Annotated in this window: 13 protein-coding genes; 9 read left to right on the top strand and 4 right to left on the bottom strand. The window is 60.4% G+C overall.

Going from position 1 to position 19815, the window contains the following annotated elements; genetic code table 11:
* Positions 1-21 precede the first annotated feature (21 nt).
* Genes ACMGGW_RS18085 through ACMGGW_RS18070 form a run of 4 tightly spaced genes read left to right on the top strand, consistent with a single transcriptional unit; the run spans position 22 to position 9712 of the window.
* Positions 22-5997 carry an alpha-2-macroglobulin family protein gene (locus ACMGGW_RS18085; RefSeq protein ID WP_164064322.1) on the top strand — a complete coding sequence of 1992 codons (5976 nt, stop codon included), beginning with the start codon at positions 22-24 and terminating at the stop codon, positions 5995-5997.
* A 49-nt stretch (positions 5998-6046) separates the two neighbouring features.
* Positions 6047-8395 (top strand): penicillin-binding protein 1C, encoded by a 2349-nt coding sequence (pbpC, locus tag ACMGGW_RS18080; protein ID WP_043139891.1) that lies wholly within the window; start codon positions 6047-6049, stop codon positions 8393-8395.
* Between the two features lie 60 nt (positions 8396-8455).
* Positions 8456-9226 (top strand): tRNA pseudouridine(65) synthase TruC, encoded by a 771-nt coding sequence (truC, locus tag ACMGGW_RS18075; protein WP_025304040.1) that lies wholly within the window; start codon positions 8456-8458, stop codon positions 9224-9226.
* A 33-nt stretch (positions 9227-9259) separates the two neighbouring features.
* Positions 9260-9712: a flavodoxin gene (locus ACMGGW_RS18070; RefSeq protein ID WP_004931927.1), complete on the top strand. Its 453-nt coding sequence runs from the start codon at positions 9260-9262 to the stop codon at positions 9710-9712.
* 57 nt (positions 9713-9769) lie between these two features.
* Here ACMGGW_RS18070 and ACMGGW_RS18065 read toward each other — a convergent pair whose 3' ends face one another.
* The 4 genes from ACMGGW_RS18065 to map form a co-directional block, all read right to left on the bottom strand.
* Entirely contained in the window at positions 9770-10159 is a 390-nt protein-coding gene (locus ACMGGW_RS18065) for a DUF3461 family protein (RefSeq protein WP_004931929.1), read from the bottom strand.
* Positions 10160-10288: 129 nt separating this feature from the next.
* Positions 10289-11113 carry a 2,3,4,5-tetrahydropyridine-2,6-dicarboxylate N-succinyltransferase gene (gene dapD, locus ACMGGW_RS18060; RefSeq protein WP_004931932.1) on the bottom strand — a complete coding sequence of 275 codons (825 nt, stop codon included), beginning with the start codon at positions 11111-11113 and terminating at the stop codon, positions 10289-10291.
* Between the two features lie 42 nt (positions 11114-11155).
* Positions 11156-13819, bottom strand: coding sequence for a bifunctional uridylyltransferase/uridylyl-removing protein GlnD (gene glnD / locus ACMGGW_RS18055; RefSeq protein ID WP_043139899.1), 2664 nt, complete (start codon positions 13817-13819; stop codon positions 11156-11158).
* Between the two features lie 73 nt (positions 13820-13892).
* Positions 13893-14687: a type I methionyl aminopeptidase gene (gene map, locus ACMGGW_RS18050; RefSeq protein ID WP_004931936.1), complete on the bottom strand. Its 795-nt coding sequence runs from the start codon at positions 14685-14687 to the stop codon at positions 13893-13895.
* Positions 14688-15032: 345 nt separating this feature from the next.
* On the opposite strand from map, the gene rpsB reads away from it, so the two are divergent.
* The 5 genes from rpsB (at position 15033) to ispC (ending at position 19644) form a co-directional block, all read left to right on the top strand.
* Complete coding sequence (gene rpsB, locus ACMGGW_RS18045) at positions 15033-15758, top strand: 30S ribosomal protein S2 (RefSeq protein ID WP_016929891.1); 726 nt, start codon at positions 15033-15035, stop codon at positions 15756-15758.
* A gap of 129 nt (positions 15759-15887) precedes the next feature.
* Entirely contained in the window at positions 15888-16739 is an 852-nt protein-coding gene (tsf, locus tag ACMGGW_RS18040; RefSeq protein WP_025304037.1) for a translation elongation factor Ts, read from the top strand.
* 148 nt (positions 16740-16887) lie between these two features.
* Positions 16888-17613 carry a UMP kinase gene (gene pyrH, locus ACMGGW_RS18035; RefSeq protein ID WP_004931940.1) on the top strand — a complete coding sequence of 242 codons (726 nt, stop codon included), beginning with the start codon at positions 16888-16890 and terminating at the stop codon, positions 17611-17613.
* Between the two features lie 119 nt (positions 17614-17732).
* The gene (gene frr / locus ACMGGW_RS18030) at positions 17733-18290 is read left to right on the top strand and encodes a ribosome recycling factor (RefSeq protein WP_004931943.1); all 558 of its coding nucleotides are present in this window, start codon (positions 17733-17735) and stop codon (positions 18288-18290) included.
* A 157-nt stretch (positions 18291-18447) separates the two neighbouring features.
* Positions 18448-19644 (top strand): 1-deoxy-D-xylulose-5-phosphate reductoisomerase, encoded by a 1197-nt coding sequence (gene ispC, locus ACMGGW_RS18025; RefSeq protein ID WP_049206171.1) that lies wholly within the window; start codon positions 18448-18450, stop codon positions 19642-19644.
* The last annotated feature ends 171 nt before the right edge of the window (positions 19645-19815 follow it).

Below are 19815 nucleotides of genomic sequence, written 5' to 3'. Positions count from 1 at the left end.
GGATGATGAGGTGCTGCAATAATGGATTTATTAAGGTTTATCCTGCGTTTGCCTTTTACCCTGGTTAAGGGCGTTTGTCGCCTGCTGGGTGGGGCGTTGTCGCTGTTGGGACGGTTGCTGAGACCGCTGGTCGGCAACCTCAGCTGGCGCGCGCCGGCCTGGTGGGCTGCGCTGCCGCGCGGTTTTTTGCGGCTCGAAAGCGGCGTGGATAAACACCCGAAAGCGATCGGTCTGGGCCTGCTGCTGCTGGCGGGGGCCGCGGGCGGCGCGTTTTACGGTTGGCACTGGTGGCAAAATCGGCCCCAGCCCATCGAGCCGGCGCCGTTGGTGGTTCAGGAGATCAGCGCCGAGGTGGCCAACCCCGAGCCGATAGATTACGCCGCCGCCCGGCAGGCGCCGCAAACGGTGAGCCTGACCTTCAGCGGCTCGGTCGCGCCGATCGCCGTGGTGGGTAAAACCGTGAGCGCCGGTATCACCCTCAAACCGACGGCGGAAGGGCAGTGGGCGTGGAGCAATGAATCAACGCTGGTGTTCTCGCCGAAAAAACCGCTGCCGATGGGAGCGAAATATGAGGTGGCCCTGGAGCCCGCCACCTTGCTGGCGCCGCAGGTCAAGCTCGCCAAAACCCGCTATGCCTTCACCGTGCCCGCGTTCGATTACCGTCTGGGGCAGGCCGAGTATTACCGCGATCCACAGAATGCGCAGAAACGCAGCGCGATTTTCAATCTGCAGTTCAACGCGCCGGTCGACGTCGCCAGCTTTGAAAAACAGATTTCGCTGGGATTGAAGGAAGGCAGCACGTCCTCCGAGAAAAAGCTGAACTTCTCTCTGGTCTATGACGAGAAAAAACTGAACGCCTGGGTGCATTCCGAGCCGCTTCAGGCGCTGGATCAGGGCGGCGCGGTGCATCTGACCGTCGGTAAGGGCGTTAAATCGACGGCGGCCGGCAACGCTGTCGAAGAGGCGAAAAGCAACTGGGTCAAGGTACCCACCCTCTACAGCCTGGCGCTGAGTGACGCCAGCGCTCAGGTCGTGGACACCGACGGCGGCCAAGGGCAGCGTGCGCTGGTGGTCGGTTTCAGCGATGCGGTGAAGGATAAAGAGTTGGTGCGGGCCACCAAAGCCTGGCTGCTGCCGCAGCACGATCCGAGCGATGCCGAGGCCGCCAACGATGCCGAAGACTTCTATCAATGGACGGTCGACAGCGTCGGCAAAAACGTGCTGGCGCAGGCGACGCCACTGCCGTTGACGCTTAACGAGGCGGAAGAGGCCTATCAACCGCAGTTCAGCTTCCGTTTCGACGCTCCGGCGCACCGCTTTGTGTTGCTCGAGATAGACAACCAGCTGGTCTCTGTCGGCGGTTACAAGATGCCGAAGAAGGTTTATCGGGTGGTCGAAGTGCCGGAGTTCCCGAAATCGCTGCAGTTCATGTCGCAGGGCTCGCTGCTGTCGGTTAACGGCGACAAGCAGATCAGCGTGGCGGCGCGTAACGTGGCGGGCCTGCGGCTGGACATCAAACGGGTGATCCCGAGCCAGCTGCAGCACATTGTCTCCTTCAAAAGTCGGGACTACTCGTCCACGGAATTCAACCGTCTCAACGACGAATATTTCACCGAGCATTTCAAATACCAAACGGCGCTCAACAACGAGCGGCCGGGGGAAGTGAACTATCAGGGCATCGATCTCTCCCGTTATCTCTCCACCAACGCCAGCTCCCATCGCGGGGTATTCCTGCTGACGCTGTCCGAATGGCAGCCGAACCGAAAACCGGCGGCGGAAGAGGCGGGCACCGAGCAGGATCAGGAACAAGATGAAAGCGAAGGGGAAGAGCAGCCCGACGTCGGCGATTCGCGCTTTGTGGTGGTGACCGATCTGGGCATCGTCGCCAAGAGCTCGCAGGATAAGACGCGCGATGTCTTTGTGCAGTCGATCCAAAGCGGCGCACCGGTCAGCGGCGCCACCGTGTCAGTAGTGGCCAAAAACGGCGTGACGCTGCTCAGCCAAACCACCGGTGCCGACGGCCACGTGCGTTTCCCGGCGCTCGATGTATACACCAACGAGCGCCAGCCGGTGATGTTCCTGGTGGAAAAGGAAGGGGATGTCTCCTTCCTGCCGACCGGTAGCTATAACGATCGCGGGCTGGACTTCTCGCGCTTCGACGTCGCCGGTGAACAAACGCCGACCGATCCGCGCACCCTCAGCAGTTATCTATTCTCCGATCGCGGCGTTTATCGGCCGGGGGATACTTTCAATATTGGCCTGATCACCCGCGCCGCCGACTGGGGCGTTGGCCTGGCCGGCGTGCCGGTGCGTGCCGAAATTCGCGATCCGCGCGACAAGCTGATGTCCACCGTACCGCTGACGCTGGGCGCCAGCGGTTTCAACGAGCTGAGCTATACCACCGATGAAAACTCACCGACCGGCGAGTGGAACGTCTATCTGTATCTGATCGGCAAAAACAACGATACCTCCACGCTGCTCGGCCATACCGCGGTCAATGTGAAGGAGTTCGAACCGGATCAGCTGAAAGTGAAGCTGGCGTTGACGCCGGACCGCCAGCAAGGCTGGGTAAAACCGTCTGAGCTGAAGGCCAGCATCGACGTGCAGAACCTGTTCGGCACCCCGGCGCAAGATCGCCGCGTGACCACCAGGCTGACGCTGCGGCCGATGTATCCGAGCTTCGATCGCTTCCCGGATTATGCGTTCTACGAAAACCGGCAAAACAGCGACGGGTTCGAAACCGAGCTGGAAGATCGCACCACCGATGAGCATGGCGCGGCCGATATTCCGCTCGATCTGAAATCCTACGCCGACGCGACCTATCAGCTGCAGCTGTTGTCGGAGGCGTTCGTCGCCGGCGGCGGGCGTTCGGTGGCGGCTACCGCCCGTACGCTGGTTTCGCCTTACGATTATCTGATTGGGGTGAAGGCCGACGGCGATCTGGGCTACATCAATCGCGACGCGGAGCGGCATCTGAATGTGATCGCCATCGATCCGGCCCTGAAACAGATCGCCATGCCGAATCTGAAGCAGGTGCTGATCGAACAGAAATACATTTCGGTGCTGACCAAACAGGATTCGGGCGTTTACAAATACCAGTCGAAGATGAAGGAAGTGCAGCTGTCGGAACAGCCGCTGGCGCTGAGTGAGCAGGGCGCGGATCTGCGGCTGACGACTGATAAGCCGGGCGACTTCGTGCTGGTGATTGAAGATGCGCAGGGCAAGACGCTCAACCGCGTCGCCTACAGCGTGGCCGGCAACGCCAACCTGAGCCGTTCGCTGGATCGCAACGCCGAACTGAAGCTGAAACTGAACCAGGCGGAATACCAGCCGGGCGAGGAGATCGAGGTGGCGATTAACGCGCCTTATACCGGCAGCGGTTTGATCACCATCGAGAAGGACAAAGTTTACGCCTGGCAGTGGTTCCACAGCGATACCACCAGCTCGGTGCAGACGATCCGCGTGCCGGCCGGCATGGAGGGCAACGGCTACATCAACGTGCAGTTCGTGCGCGACATCAACTCCAGCGAGATCTTCATGAGTCCGCTGAGCTACGGCGTGATGCCGTTCAAGATCAGCACCAAGGCGCGCCAAAACAGCCTCGAGGTGACGGCGCCGGCGGTCATCAAGCCGGGTGAAAACCTGACGATGACGGTCAAGACCGATGCGCCGCAGCAGGTGGCGCTGTTCGCCGTCGATGAGGGCATTCTGCAGGTGGCGCGTTACCGCCTGAAGGATCCGCTGGAGTTCTTCTTCAGCAAGCGCGAACTGAACGTGAGCAGCTCGCAGATCCTGGATCTGATCCTGCCGGAGTTCAGCAAGCTGATGGCGCTGACCGCGGCGCCGGGCGGCGATGCGGGCGAAGGGTTGGATCTCAACCTCAACCCGTTCAAACGCAAGCGTGACAAGCCGGTGGCCTACTGGTCCGGCATTACCGAAGTCAGCGGCGAGAAGCAGTTCGTCTACCCGGTGCCGGACTACTTCAACGGCAAGATCCGCGTCATGGCGATTTCGGTGACGCCGGAGAAAATCGGCAAGGCGCAAACCGCCGCCACGGTGCGTGACAGCTTCATCATGACGCCGAACGTGCCGGCGATGGTGGCGCCGGGCGATGAGTTCGACGTCAGCGTGGGCATCAGCAACAACCTCGAAGGGCTGAACGGCCAGTCGGCAGCCATCAACGTCCTGCTGACGCCGCCGCCGCAATTGGAGGTGGTGGGCAACGCGACGCAAAGCCTGACGCTGGCGGAAAAACGCGAGGGCGTGATCGCTTTCCGCCTGCGCGCCAAAGCCGTTTTGGGCGATGCGCCGCTGGTGTTCGACGCCCGTTACGGCGACCAGGCCAGCCGCCGCACCGTCAGCACCTCGGTGCGGCCGGCGGCGCCGTACCGCACCCAGTCGGTGATGGGGCGCATGAGCGGTAGCAGCCAGAACGTCGATGGCCTGCGCCAGATGTTCGATGCTTTCGCGCAGCGCCGGGCTGCGGTGTCGAATTCACCGCTGGTGCTGACCAATGGGCTGGCGCAATACCTGGCGGATTACCCATATTACTGTTCCGAGCAGATCGTCAGCCGTTCCATTCCGCTGATGCTGCAGAGCCGTCACCCAGAGATGAAAAGCAGCCTGAGCCAGGCGGAAGTCAGCAAGCAGCTGCGCAATCTGCTTGGCGTGCTGCGCGCCCGCCAGAACGACAGCGGGGCGATCGGCGCCTGGCGTTCATCGCCGGATGCCGATCCTTTCGTCACGCCTTATGTGGTGCAGTATCTGCTCGAAGCCAAAGCGGCGGGCTACGCCCTGCCGGAAGGCATGCTGGATGAAGCCAACGGCGCGTTGCGCGAGCTGGCGGCCAGCGGTTTCGACGATCTGTATCTGCTGCGCCTGCGCAGCTGGGCGGTTTACCTGCTGACGCTGCAGGGCGAAGTGACCACCAACTCGCTGGCGGCGGTGCAGGATACGCTGCAAAAACGCTATGGCGAGGGCTGGAAAACCGACCTGAGCGCGCTGTATCTGGCCTCTTCCTATCGCCTGTTGAAGATGGACGACGAAGCCGCCGCGCTGTTGCAACCGAGCTGGCAGCAACTGAGCAAAGCCTATGACAGCGCCTGGTGGACGCAGAACTATTTCGATCCGCTGGTGCAGGATGCGACGCGGCTGTATTTGATTACCCGTCACTTCCCTGAGAAGGTGGCGTCGATTCCGCCGCAGGTGCTGGAGAATATGGTCAAGGCACTGAAAGAAGAGCGTTACACCACGTACTCCTCTGCAATGAGCATCCTGGCGCTGGAAAGCTATTCGACTGAGGTGGCGGCGCAATCCGCCAATGCGGATGCATTGGGCATCGTGCAGGTGGGCAAAAGCGGCGGCGAGCCGCAGCGCATCAGTGAGCTGCAGGGGCTGTTCGTTCAGGGGCAGTTCAACGCCGATGCCACCGCCGTGCGCTTCACCAACGGCGGCAATGCGCCGGCCTGGTATGTGGTGACGCAGGCCGGTTACGATCTGAATGCGCCGCAAAAAGCGCTGTCGCGCGGCATTGAGATTGTCCGCGATTACACCGACGAGCAAGGCAAAGCGGTGACGCAGGTGACGCTGGGGCAGAAGATCAATGTCCATCTGAAGGTGCGCGCCAACTCGAAAGAGGGGCAGAGCAACCTGGCGATCGTCGATCTGCTGCCGGGCGGGTTCGAAGTGGTGCAGCAGACGCCGCCGGAACCGGCCGATACCGGCGAGGAGAGCGACGATCGCGGCGGCTGGCAGTCGCCGCTGGCCGCCACCGGCTCCACCTGGGCGCCGGATTACAGCGATATCCGTGAGGATCGGGTGATTATCTACGGCAGCGCCGGCACCGAGGTGCAGGAGTTCGTCTATCAGATCAAGGCCACCAATACCGGCAGCTTTATTGTTCCACCGGCCTACGGCGAAGCCATGTACGACCGTGAAGTGCAGGCCATGTCGGCCGGCGGCGGTAAGCTGGTGGTGGTGCCGGCGGGCAACGACTAGGCCATATCCGGCGCCAGGCCAGCGTCTGGCGCCGGAATGCTGAGAACGTATGAAGATCCTGACCGGGCGCGTGCTGCAAAACGGCTTGATGGCGGTGTTTTTACTGGCGCTGCTGTTGGCCGCGATTCGGCTGTGGCCGCATCCGCCCCTGTGGCAGGGGCTGCCGCAGTCTTCCGTTTATTACGACAGGCACGGCGCGTTGCTACGCATCACGCTGGCCAACGACGATCGCTACCGGCTGTGGACCCCGCTGGAGCAGGTATCCCCGCTGGCGGTGCGCGGGCTGCTGCTGCACGAAGATCGCTGGTTCTACTACAATCCCGGCTTTAACCCCGTCAGCCTGATGCGCGGTTTCTGGCGCAGCTATGTCGCCGGCGGCAAAATGCAGGGCGGTTCGACCATCAGCATGCAGCTGGCGCGGATGCGCTGGCATCTCAACACCCGCACGCCGGGCGGCAAGCTGCTGCAGGTGCTGCGCGCGGTGCAGCTGGAACTGAGCTACTCCAAGCGCGATATCCTGGAAGCCTACCTGAATTACGCCCCCTACGGTCGCAACATTGAAAGCATCGGCGCCGCCAGCCTGATCTACTTCGCCAAGTCGCCGAAGGCGTTGACCCTGCCGGAGGCGCTGACGCTGGCGGTGCTGCCGCAGTCGCCCAGCTACCGTCTGGAGCCAAAAACCGGCGTGCTCGGTGCCGCATTGACGCAGGCGCGCAACCGTCTGTTCCAGCGCTGGCAGCAGGTTTACCCGACCGACGCCAGCCAGCAAACGCTGTTCCGCCTGCCGTTGGCGTTGCGGCAGCCTGAACAAGTGCCTTATATCGCACCGCACTTTATCGAACAGCTGCGCCTGCAGACGCAGCAACTGGTGCAGCGCGATACCCGCGTAGACACGACGCTGGACGCCGGGTTGCAGCGGCTGGTCGAGCGGCAGGTTAACGCCTTTATCGCCCGCAACCGCAGCCGCGGCATTCAAAACGCCGCGGTGCTGCTGGTGGACAGCCGCGATATGGGGGTGCGCGCGCTGGTAGGATCGGCGGACTATTACAATCGGCCGATCCAAGGGCAGGTGAACGGCACCAACGCCAAACGTTCGCCGGGCTCGACGCTGAAGCCGTTCATCTACGCGCTGGGCATGGAGCAAGGCGTGTTGCATCCGATGACTATCCTGAAAGACGTGCCTTCGTCGTTCGGCGCCTATGCGCCGGAAAACTTCGACCGGCGCTTTCTCGGTCCGGTGACCGCCACCGACGCGCTGAACTTCAGCCGTAACATCCCGGCGGTATATGTCGCCTCGCAGCTGCGCCAGCCGACTTTTTATCAGTTCTTACGCCTGACCGGCGTCGCCAATATGGCCAATGAGAGCCACTACGGGCTGTCGCTGGTATTGGGCGGCGGTGAGGTGACGGCGCAGGAATTGGCGAAGCTGTATGCGCTGCTGGCGAACCGCGGCGAGCTGCGGCCGCTTCGCATGCGATTGAACGAGGCCGAATCGACGCCGGTGCGGCTGCTGAGTGAGGAGGCCAGTTTCATCACGCTGGATATGCTGCGCCAGCACCGGCGGCCGGGCGATACGCTGGCACAGCGTTCTTCTTCGCTGCCGGTGTATTGGAAGACCGGGACTTCATGGGGCTTTCGCGACGCCTGGAGCGTCGGAATTTTCGGCCCTTACGTGCTGGTGGTGTGGGAAGGCAACTTCGACGGGCGCGGCAACAATGCGTTGGTCGGCGCCGAGGCGGCCGCGCCGCTGTTTTTCAATATCATCGACAGCGTCAACGCCAGCTACCCTGGCCTGCGGGAACCGAAACATCCGTTCCCCCAACGGCTGCGGCGGGTGGAGATTTGTCTCGCCAGCGGCGATCTGCCGACGCCGTGGTGCCAGCAAAAGGGCAAGACCTGGTTCATTCCCGGCAAGTCGCCGATCAAGGTGGACAGCGTCTATCGGCCTGTGGTGCTGGATATTCACAGCGGCGAGGTCGTTTGCCCGCCGTATGACGCGGCGCAGACTCGTACCGAAATCTTTGAATTCTGGCCTTCCGATTTGGCCAACGTGTTCGCCCAGGCCGGGCTGCCGAAACGGACGCCGCCGGTTAACCGCTGCAAGGATAACGGCATCGCCGTCGGCGGCAACGCACCGCGCATCACTTCGCCGCTGAAAAATACCACCTATACCCTGCGCCAGTCGCAGCAGGGGCGGGACAAAATCGCCTTCAATGCGGTGACGGATGCCGACAGCAAGACGGTGTACTGGTTTGTCGACGATATCTATCTCGGTAGCAGCGCCAGCAAAAAGCCGATCGACTGGCGGCCGATCAACAACGGGCGTTATCGCATTCGGGCGGTGGACGATCGCGGCCGCGCCGATACGCGCCTGGTGACCATCGAATGGGTAAACTAGCGCTGAGCCGCACGCCTGTTATACTCGCGCCCGAAACGGCTATTGACCTGGGAAAGCGATGTGATTGAGATTTTGTATCAGGATGAACACCTGGTGGCGGTGAACAAACCGTCGGGCTGGTTGGTACACCGCAGTTGGCTGGATCGTCATGAAACACGTTTTATGATGCAAACGGTGCGCGATCAGCTCGGGCAGCACGTCTTTACCGTGCACCGTCTCGATCGCCCGACCTCCGGCGTGCTGCTGATGGCGCTTTCCAGCGAGGTGGCGCGCCTGCTGTCGCAGCAGTTCGAGCAGCATCAGGTGCAGAAAACCTACCATGCGGTGGTGCGCGGTTACGTGCAGGAGGGGGCGACCCTCGACTACCCGCTGACGGCGGAGCTGGACAAAATCGCCGATAAACATGCCGATGCCGACAAGGGGCCGCAGCCGGCCGTCACGCACTACCGGCCGTTGGCGCAGGTAGAGATGCCGGTGGCCGTCGGCCGCTACGACAGCGCGCGTTACAGTCTGGTGGAACTGCAGCCGGAAACCGGCCGCAAGCACCAATTGCGGCGCCACATGGCGCATCTTCGCCATCCGATCATCGGTGACAGCAAGCACGGCGATCTGCGGCAGAACCGTGGGATGGCGCAGCATTTCGGCTGCCCGCGCCTGATGCTGCACGCCAGCCATCTGCAGCTGACGCACCCGGTGAGCGGCGAGCCGCTGCAGGTGACGGCGCGCTGGGACGAAGACTGGCAAGGGGTGATGGCGCAGTTCGGCTGGGCGGGGGTATTCCCTGAACTTGCCGGGGTTGAGTTTAGCGCGGCTAACGGTCAGGATAGCTGACAATTTTTAAAGGTAATGAAGGGAGTAGGAGCCATGGCTCAGGTTGGTATCTTCGTGGGAACGGTCTACGGCAATTCGCTGCTGGTGGCGGAAGAGGCGCAAAACATCCTCAGCGAGCAGGGCCATGAGGTCAAACTGTTCGAAGAGGGCACGCTGGAGGCCTGGCAGTTTTATCGTCAGCATTACGCGCTGGTGATCACCTCCACTACCGGGCAGGGCGATTTGCCGGACAGCATCGCGCCGTTGTTCCACGCCATTCGCGATCAGGTTGGCTATCAGCCGGAGCTGCGCTATGGGCTGATTGCCCTCGGCGACAGCAGCTATGACAACTTCTGCGGCGCCGGGCGCGCGTTTGACGCGCTGCTGCAGGAGCAGGGCGCCACCCGCGTTGGCGAAGTGCTGGAAATCGATGCGATGGAACAGCCGGAGCCGGAAGTGGCCGCCTGCCCGTGGGTCGAGCAGTGGGGCACGCTGCTGCAGTCATAACGTAAAAAGGCGCCGCAAAAGGGCGCCTTAACGATGATGCGGGTCAACCGATCCGCATTATTTGCCGCGGGTGAGTTTTTCCAGATCGGCTTCGATCTCGGCAATCTTGTGCGACACCACGCCCTCGAGATGGCGCAGGTCGTCGAGGATTTTACGCTTCAGATCCACTTCCACCTGATCGCGCTGGCACAGCTGATCCAGCTCGTCGATCACGTAACGCAGGTTCGGGTTGATCTCGTGAATTTCCTTGTAGCCCTGGCCGGCGTTGTCCGCCACCACGGTTTTACGCTGGCGCGGATACTTGAACTTCACGCTCTTGGCGAAGAACTCGCCCTTGTCCTTGCGGAAATAGATCTTGAGGATGTCGTTGTTGGCCTCTTGACGCAGGCTATAGCGATCGACGTCTTCCGGTTGATTGATGCCCAAACTCTTCAAGTTATCGTACATACTGCGCCCTCTTTAGATGTGATCGTTATATTCCACGACTGCGATTATGGCGGAAAGCGAGATCTGCGACTGTGACTGCCAGCGAAACGCAGACAAAAAAATAGCGGGTGAATCACCCGCTATTTCAATTTAGTCGATAGTACGCAATAACTCATTAATGCCGACTTTACCGCGCGTTTTGGCGTCGACTTTCTTGACGATCACCGCGCAGTACAGGCTGTAAGAACCGTCTTTCGACGGCAGGTTACCGGAAACCACCACCGAACCCGCCGGCACGCGGCCGTAATGGATTTCGCCGGTCTCGCGGTCATAGATGCGGGTGCTCTGGCCGAGGTAGACGCCCATCGAAATCACCGAGCCTTCTTCCACGATCACGCCTTCCACCACTTCGGAGCGTGCGCCGATGAAGCAGTTGTCTTCGATGATGGTCGGGTTGGCCTGCAGCGGCTCCAGCACGCCGCCGATGCCGACGCCGCCGGACAGGTGAACGTTCTTGCCTATCTGCGCGCAAGAACCGACGGTGGCCCAGGTGTCGACCATGGTGCCTTCGTCGACGTAGGCGCCGATGTTAACGTAAGACGGCATCAGCACGGTGTTGCGAGCGATGAACGCGCCCTGGCGCACGGTGGCCGGCGGCACGACGCGGAAACCTTCCTTCTGGAAGCGCGCTTCGTCGTAGTCGGCGAATTTCATCGGCACCTTGTCGTAGTAGCGGGTTTCCGCGCCGTCCATTACCTTGTTGTCGTTGATGCGGAAAGAGAGCAGCACGGCTTTCTTCAGCCACTGATGGGTGACCCATTGACCGTCGATCTTCTCGGCAACGCGCAGGGCGCCGCTGTCCAACAGGCCGATCACCTGGTTTACCGCTTCGCGCGTTACGGTGTCTACGTTCGCCGGGGTAATGTCCGCACGGCGTTCGAAGGCGCTTTCAATAACGTTCTGTAATTGCTGCATGCTGTTCTCTTTCCTGATGTTGTCGGTAAAAAGTTACTTGTATCACATTTTATCGTTCGGGGTGAGGGCCTCTGTCAACCGTTGCTCCAACTTTCTGCGCGTTTCTTGGTCGAGCGCGCGCCGCTCGCCGTCGGCCAGAATAAACAAATCCTCGACCCGCTCGCCGATGGTGGAAATGCGCGCGCCGTGCAGCGACAGCCCCAGATCGGCGAACACTTCGCCCACCCGCGCCAGCAGGCCGGGTTGGTCGAGCGCCGTCAGCTCCAGGTAGCTGCGGCGATCGGTGTGGGTCGGCAGGAAGGTGACCTCGGTCGGCACGCTGAAGTGGCGCAGCTTGGAAGAGGGGCGGCGCACACGCGGCGGCTGATACTCTCGTTGGGTGATGGCCTGTAGCAGCGCCTGACGGATCGCCGCGTGGCGATCCTGCGCCAGCGGGCTGCCGTCCGGTTCCAGCACGATAAAGGTGTCCATCGCCATACCGTCGCGGTTAGTGAAGATCTGTGCGTCGTGCACGCTCAGGTTGCGGCGATCCATCTCCCCGGCGACGGCGGCGAACAGATAAGGACGATCCGGGCTCCAGATGAAGATCTCGGTGCCGCCGCGCGTCGCCTGGCGGCTGACCAGCACCAGCGGCTGGGTGGAGTCGTGGGCAAGCAGATGGCGGGCGTGCCAGGCCAGCTGATTCGGCGAGTGGCGCAGGAAATAGTCGGCGCGGCAGCGGCTCCAGATGCGGTGCAGCGCCTCTTCGTCGATGTTGTCCATGCGCAGCAGCGCCAGCGCCTGCAGCCGATGGTGGCGCACGCGTTCGCGCAGATCCGGGCTGTTTTGCATGCCGCGGCGCAGCTGTTTCTCGGTGGCGAAATACAGCTCGCGCAACAGGCTCTGCTTCCAGCTGTTCCACAGGGTTTCGTTGGTGGCGCAGATATCCGCCACCGTCAGGCATACCAGGTAGCGCAGGCGAGTTTCGCTCTGCACTTCGCTGCTGAACTGCTGGATCACCGTCGGATCCTGGATATCGCGGCGCTGCGCGGTGACCGACATCAGCAGGTGGCAGCGCACCAGCCAGGCCACCAGTTGGGTTTCTCGCGAGTTGAGACCGTGCAGCTCGGCGAACTCGACCACGTCCTCCGCGCCGAGGATCGAGTGATCGCCGCCGCGCCCTTTGGCGATATCGTGGAACAAGGCCGCCAGCAGCAGCAGTTCCGGGTGCGGCAGGCGCGGATACAGCTCCACGCACAGCGGATGGCGCGGCCGGGTTTGCGCATCGGCGAAGCTCTCCAGCTTCTGCAGCACCCGGATAGTGTGCTCGTCGACGGTATAGGCGTGGAACAGATCGAACTGCATCTGCCCGACGATCTTGCCCCACTGCGGCATATAAGCCCATAGCACACTGTGACGGTGCATCGGCACCAGCGCGCGCGACACCGCGCCGGGGTGGCGCAGGATGGCCATAAACAGATCGCGCGCTTCCGGGATGGTGCACAGCGGCTGTTTCAGGTGACGGCGCGCGTGGCGCAGCTGGCGCACGGTGGTGGAGTAAATGCCTTTGATCTCGCGGTTGCGCACCATCAGGTAGAACATGCGCATGATGGCTTGCGGCTCGCGGATGAACAGCGTTTCGTCACGCAGATCGATCAGATCGCCGCGCAGCTGGAAATCGTCGTTCAGCGGACGCGGTTTTTCGGTGGCGTCCAGCGCCAGGATGGCCTCGTCGAACAGCTGCAGCAGCATGTGGTTCAGCTCGCTGACGCGCCGCGTCATGCGGTAGAAGTCTTTCATCATGCGCTCGACCGGCTCGTTGCCTTCACCTTCATAGCGCAGCAGCTGCGCCACGTTGAGCTGACGATCGAACAGCAGACGGTTGTCGTAACGCGGCAGCACCAGATGCAGCGCAAAGCGGATGCGCCACAGGAAGCTCTGACATTCGTTCAGTTCGTTGCGCTCGGCCTGGGTGAGGAAACCGAAGCCGACCATTTCGTCCAGCGAGGTGGCGCCGAAGTGGCGGCGCGCCACCCACAGCAGCGTGTGGATGTCGCGCAGGCCGCCGGGGCTGCTTTTGATATCCGGTTCCAGGTTATAGCTGGTGCCATGGTAGCGCTGGTGGCGTTCCTGCTGCTCGTTGATCTTGGCGTGGAAAAACTGCGGCGAAGGCCAAAAGCCGTCGCTGAAGATGTGTTTTTGCATCTGCAGGAACAGCGCGACGTCGCCGCAGATCATGCGCGATTCGATCAGGTTGGTGGCCACGGTCAGATCCGCCAGGCCTTCCAGCAGGCACTCTTCCAGGGTGCGCACGCTGTGGCCCACCTCCAGCTTGAGATCCCACAGCAGGGTGATGAATTCGCCGACTCGCTGCGACTGCTGTTCCGTCAGCCGGCGCTGGCTGAGCACCAGCACGTCGATGTCCGACAGCGGATGCAGTTCGCCGCGGCCGTAGCCGCCGACCGCCACCAGCGCGGTTTCCGGGATATCTTCGAAGCCGTAGAAGGTCCACAGCCGGCGCAGCAGGCGATCGATGAAGTCGCTGCGCGCCGCCACTAGGCTTTCGGCGCTGGAGCCGGCGTCGAACGCCGCCGCCAGCCACAGCTGAAACTGCTCCAGCCGCTGTTTCAGCACCAGGCAGGTGAGGTCGTCGTCGCCGTAGGCGCTGGGAGAGACGGGTGGCATCGGCACGGCCGGGGCCGCCTGTTGAAGAAGATTGTCAGACATAGTGCGCAGCCCATAAAAAAGGCCGGCATAAGCCGGCCTGGTGATATTCTGCACGCGGCGTTCGTCGCGGTGCTTACATCTCGTGCGTAATGATGTTGGGGATGGTGTCATCCTTGCGCAACGTCATTATTTCGCAGCCGTTATCAGTGACCACAATAGTATGCTCATACTGCGCCGACAAGCTGCGATCTTTGGTTTTTACCGTCCAGCCGTCTTTCATGGTGCGGATGCGGTAGTCGCCGGCGTTGACCATCGGTTCGATGGTGAAAGCCATGCCCGCCTGCAGCACTACACCACCGTCGTCCGCGTCATAGTGCAGCACCTGCGGCTCTTCGTGGAACACTTCGCCGATGCCGTGGCCGCAGTACTCGCGCACCACGGAGAACTTCTCGGCTTCGACGAATTGCTGAATAGCCTTGCCCAGGGTGCGCAGACGGATGCCCGGTTTGACCATCTTCAGCGCCAGATACAGGCTTTCCTGAGTGACGCGGCACAGGCGCTCGCCCAGAATGGTCGGTTTGCCGACGATGAACATCTTAGAGGTGTCGCCATGGAAACCGTCTTTAATCACGGTCACGTCGATGTTGACGATGTCGCCGTCTTTCAGCGTTTTGTCGTCGCTCGGGATGCCGTGGCACACCACTTCGTTCACCGATATACACACGGATTTCGGGAAGCCGTGATAGCCGAGGCAGGCGGAAATGGCCTGCTGCTCGTTGGTGATGTACTCGTGACAGATACGGTCCAGCTCGCCGGTGGTCACGCCAGGTTTGACGTGCGGCTCGATGATCTCCAGCACTTCGGCGGCCAGGCGGCCGGCCACGCGCATTTTTTGGATGTCATCAGGTGTTTTAATTGAGATTGCCATGAAATTTGTCCGCAGGTGTCGTTATCGTCGACAATAAGAAGCAGTGACTTATGGTATCAGCCTGGCCGGAGGCTGCCAAATTTCATTTCCCGACGCCCGGCGAAAAGCAACAAAAGTTGGTGTCGGCAGCGGGTTTATGGTATAAAGCGCGCCGGCGATCCGCGACTTGGTTCTTGTGACCAGGCAGGAATTGGCCGAAAATACTTTAACTGCACTCATTTTGTGTAAATAACACACACGTATCGGCACATCCGCCGGGGTGCCCTGAGGTGACTTGTCGCCGCCAGGGTCGGCGTTATGGGATACGTGGAGGCATAACCCCAATTAATCTATAGAGGTTTAATCATGGCAACTGTTTCCATGCGCGACATGCTCAAGGCTGGTGTTCACTTTGGTCACCAGACCCGTTACTGGAACCCGAAAATGAAGCCTTTCATCTTCGGCGCTCGTAACAAGGTTCACATCATCAACCTGGAGCAGACCGTACCAATGTTCAACGCCGCTCTGGCTGAACTGAGCAAGATCTCTTCCCGTAAAGGCAAGATCCTGTTCGTTGGTACCAAACGCGCAGCAAGCGAAGCGGTAAAAGACGCTGCGAACAGCTGTGACCAGTTCTTCGTGAACCACCGCTGGTTGGGTGGCATGCTGACTAACTGGAAAACCGTTCGTCAGTCCATCAAGCGTTTGAAAGATCTGGAAATCCAGTCTCAAGACGGCACCCTGGACAAGCTGACCAAGAAAGAAGCGCTGATGCGCACTCGTGAACTGGCCAAGCTGGAAAACTCCCTGGGCGGTATCAAGGATATGGGCGGTCTGCCAGACGCACTGTTCGTTATCGATGCCGATCACGAGCACATCGCGATCAAAGAAGCCAACAACCTGGGTATCCCGGTATTCTCTATCGTTGATACCAACTCCAACCCAGACGGCGTTGACTTCATCATCCCTGGTAACGACGACGCAATCCGTGCAGTAAACCTGTACCTGACTGCTGTTGCTGCCGCTGTGCGTGAAGGTCGTTCTCAAGATCTGGCCGTTCAGGCGGAAGAAGGCTTCGTAGAAGCTGAATAATAAGGCAAGCTCGTCACTGAGCCCTTATTAACCAGGTATTGACATATGTTGGTTAGGGGGGCCTGTAAAGGCCCCCTTTGCTTATCTGAATGAGAACTGTCTCCACGCGAGATAACCGAGGAAAAATAAATGGCTGATATTACCGCTGCCCTGGTAAAAGAACTGCGCGAGCGTACCGGCGCTGGCATGATGGATTGCAAGAAGGCGCTGGTTGAATCCAACGGCGACATCGAACTGGCAATCGAAAACATGCGTAAGTCCGGTGCGATCAAAGCCGCTAAAAAAGCAGGCAACGTAGCTGCTGACGGCGTGATCAAAACCAAGATCGAAGGCAACTACGGCATCATTCTGGAAGTTAACTGCCAGACTGACTTCGTCGCGAAAGACGCCGGTTTCCAGGCGTTCGCCGACAAAGTGCTGGATGCCGCTATGGCCGGCAAAATCACTGACGTTGACGTGCTGAAAGCACAGTTCGAAGAAGAGCGCGTAGCGCTGGTGGCAAAAATCGGTGAAAACATCAACATTCGCCGCGTTGCTTCCCTGGAAGGCGACGTGCTGGGCAGCTACCTGCACGGCGCGCGTATCGGCGTTCTGGTTGCGGCTAAAGGCGCTGACGACGAGCTGGTCAAGCAAATCGCAATGCACATTGCGGCGAGCAAGCCAGAGTTCGTGAAGCCAGAAGACGTGTCTGCTGAAGTGGTAGAAAAAGAGTACCAGGTTCAGCTGGACATCGCCATGCAGTCAGGCAAGCCGAAAGAAATCGCAGAGAAAATGGTTGAAGGCCGCATGAAGAAATTCACCGGCGAAGTTTCTCTGACCGGTCAGCCTTTCGTTATGGATCCGAGCAAATCTGTTGCTCAGGTGCTGAAAGAGCACAACGCTGACGTGACCAACTTCATTCGCTTCGAAGTGGGCGAAGGCATCGAGAAAGTCGAAACCGACTTCGCTGCTGAAGTTGCCGCGATGAGCAAACAGTCTTAATGACTGTCGATGGAACCGCCGTCTGGCGGTTCCATACTATCCAGCCAGAATTACACCGGTGGCAGGCCCTGCAGCGTGATACTCACCTCAGGCGCGTTTCATCGGCTGAAATCCCCAATACTAATACTGCTTCTTAGGACAGAACACCATGGCAACCAATGCAAAACCCGTATATCAGCGTATTCTGCTTAAACTGAGTGGCGAAGCCCTGCAAGGTGCAGAAGGTTTTGGTATCGACGCCAGCGTTTTGGATCGCATGGCTCAGGAAGTGAAAGAGCTGGTCGAACTGGGAATTCAGGTCGGTGTAGTTATTGGCGGCGGGAACTTGTTCCGCGGCGCGGGCCTGGCGCAAGCCGGCATGAACCGCGTAGTGGGCGACCACATGGGAATGCTGGCTACCGTGATGAACGGCCTGGCTATGCGTGATGCACTGCACCGTGCCTATGTGAACGCCCGCCTGATGTCGGCGATCCCGCTGAACGGCGTGTGTGATAATTACAGCTGGGCAGAGGCGATCAGCCTGCTGCGCAACAACCGCGTGGTGATCTTCTCCGCCGGTACCGGCAACCCGTTCTTCACCACCGATTCCGCCGCTTGCCTGCGCGGTATCGAGATCGAAGCGGACGTGGTGCTGAAAGCCACCAAAGTGGATGGCGTATACTCCGCCGATCCGGTGAAAAACCCGGATGCGACGCTGTATGAACAATTAACCTATCAGGACGTGCTGGAGCGCGAGCTGAAAGTGATGGATCTGGCGGCGTTTACGCTGGCCCGCGATCACGGTCTGCCGATCCGCGTGTTCAACATGAACAAGCCTGGCGCACTGCGCCGCGTGGTGATGGGTGAGAACGAAGGTACGCTGATCAGCAAATAAGGCTGTTCGCCCCCCTTTTTCGGAGCGCGTGACGCCAGGCGCCGCGCGCTCTTCGAGTACGATTACGGGCTATACTTGAGTATCGCCTGCCAAGTAACCAGCTTCCAAGGGTTTGCAACGTGACTAATGAAATCAGAAAAGATGCTGATTCACGCATGGAAAAAAGCGTAGAAGCATTCAAAAACCAAATCAGCAAGATCCGCACCGGCCGCGCTTCTCCAAGCATTCTGGACGGCATCATGGTGGAATACTACGGCGCCGCTACGCCGCTGCGTCAGCTGGCCAACGTAACCGTAGAAGACTCCCGCACGCTGAAAATCAACGTGTTCGACCGCAGCCTGAGCCAGGCCGTTGAGAAAGCGATCATGAGCTCTGATCTGGGCCTCAACCCGTCTTCCGCCGGTTCTGACATTCGCGTTCCGCTGCCTCCGCTGACCGAAGAGCGTCGTAAGGATCTGATCAAGATCGTGCGCGGCGAAGCCGAGCAGGGTCGCGTAGCGGTGCGTAACGTGCGTCGTGACGCCAACGACAAGGTCAAGGCGCTGCTGAAAGACAAAGAGATCAGCGAAGACGAAGAACGTCGCTCACAAGACGAGATTCAGAAAATGACCGACGCTTACATCAAGCTGGTCGACGCCGCGCTGGCGGAGAAAGAAAAAGAGCTGATGGATTTCTAATCAGCATCGCGCAGAAAGAAAGCGTCGCCTGGGCGGCGCTTTGTTTTTTGTGGCGCAGATCCCGTTTCATCGTACTGAAAGATCATGGACAAGCGGTGTCCAAGGTTCCACACTGGAACACCTCCGATCTCATCAGACAGTTATTCAGAGTGAACTCATGAAGCAACTGACCATTCTTGGCTCGACCGGCTCGGTAGGGACCAGTACCCTGGCCGTGGTCAGGGCGAATCCCGACCGTTTTGCGATCAAAGCGCTGGTGGCCGGCCGTAACGTCGCGGTCATGGCGCAGCAATGCATGGAATTCCGGCCCGCCTTCGCCGCGATGGCGGATGAAAACGCTGCGCGCGAGCTGCGCGCTGTCCTGGCGGAAAACGGTGTCGTTACCGAAGTCTTGGCCGGAGAACAAGCGGCCTGCGAGCTGGCAGCGTTGGATGACGTCGATCAAGTGACGGCGGCCATCGTCGGCGCTGCGGGGCTGTTGCCGACGCTGGCGGCGATCCGCGCCGGCAAACAGGTACTGCTGGCCAACAAAGAATCGCTGGTCACCTGCGGCCGTCTGTTTATGGACGCGGTGCGGCAAAGCCAGGCGCAACTGCTGCCGCTCGACAGCGAGCACAACGCAATTTTTCAGAGTTTGCCTGAGAACATTCAGCGTCAGTTGGGATACTCTTCACTGGACAGTCATGGTGTTTCGCGCATCGTGCTTACCGGTTCCGGCGGCCCGTTCCGCACCACGCCGTTGGAACAGTTCGCCGCGATGACGCCGGATCAAGCCTGCGCCCACCCGAACTGGTCGATGGGCCGCAAGATCTCGGTGGATTCCGCCACCATGATGAACAAAGGTCTGGAATACATTGAGGCCCGCTGGCTGTTTAACGCCTCGGCCGAGCAAATGGAAGTGATCCTGCACCCGCAGTCGGTGATTCACTCGATGGTGCGCTATGCCGACGGCAGCGTGCTGGCGCAGTTGGGGACGCCGGATATGCGCACGCCGATCGCCCACGCGATGGCGTATCCGCAGCGCGTGAACTCCGGCGTGGAAGCGCTGGACTTCTGCCGCATCGGTTCGCTGACCTTCGCCGAACCGGAACGCGAACGTTATCCTTGCCTGTACTTGGCGATCGAGGCGTTCGAGGCCGGTCAGGCGGCGACCACCGCGCTGAACGCGGCCAACGAAATCGCCGTGGCGGCATTTTTGCAGCAGCAGATCCGCTTTACCGACATTGCCGCGGTCAACCGCCAGGTGGTGGAACGTCTCGCGCTGCAGGAACCGACCTGCATCGACGCGGTCTTAGACATTGACCGTCAGGCGCGCGCCGCTGCCGAGGAGCGCGTTCGCGCGTTGTGCGGCTGATCACGGCGATTATCCGATTTTGCTCGTAATTCGCGCGTGCCGCAGCGGGGCCGTTTGTTCATGCCCCGCTGAGGTGGTATAGTCTGCGCCACCTGTCAGCGGTTATACCGTTGAATTATGGCCCGATTGGCGCTCTGTGCGCCAATGGCGGCCCGGCTGTGCCGGGTATCG

The sequence above is a fragment of the Serratia sp. BNK-4 genome, assembly GCF_048685115.1.
GTDB lineage: Bacteria > Pseudomonadota > Gammaproteobacteria > Enterobacterales > Enterobacteriaceae > Serratia > Serratia bockelmannii.
Note: the sequence above shows the minus strand (reverse complement) of the source record. Positions and strands in the feature narration are given on the sequence as shown.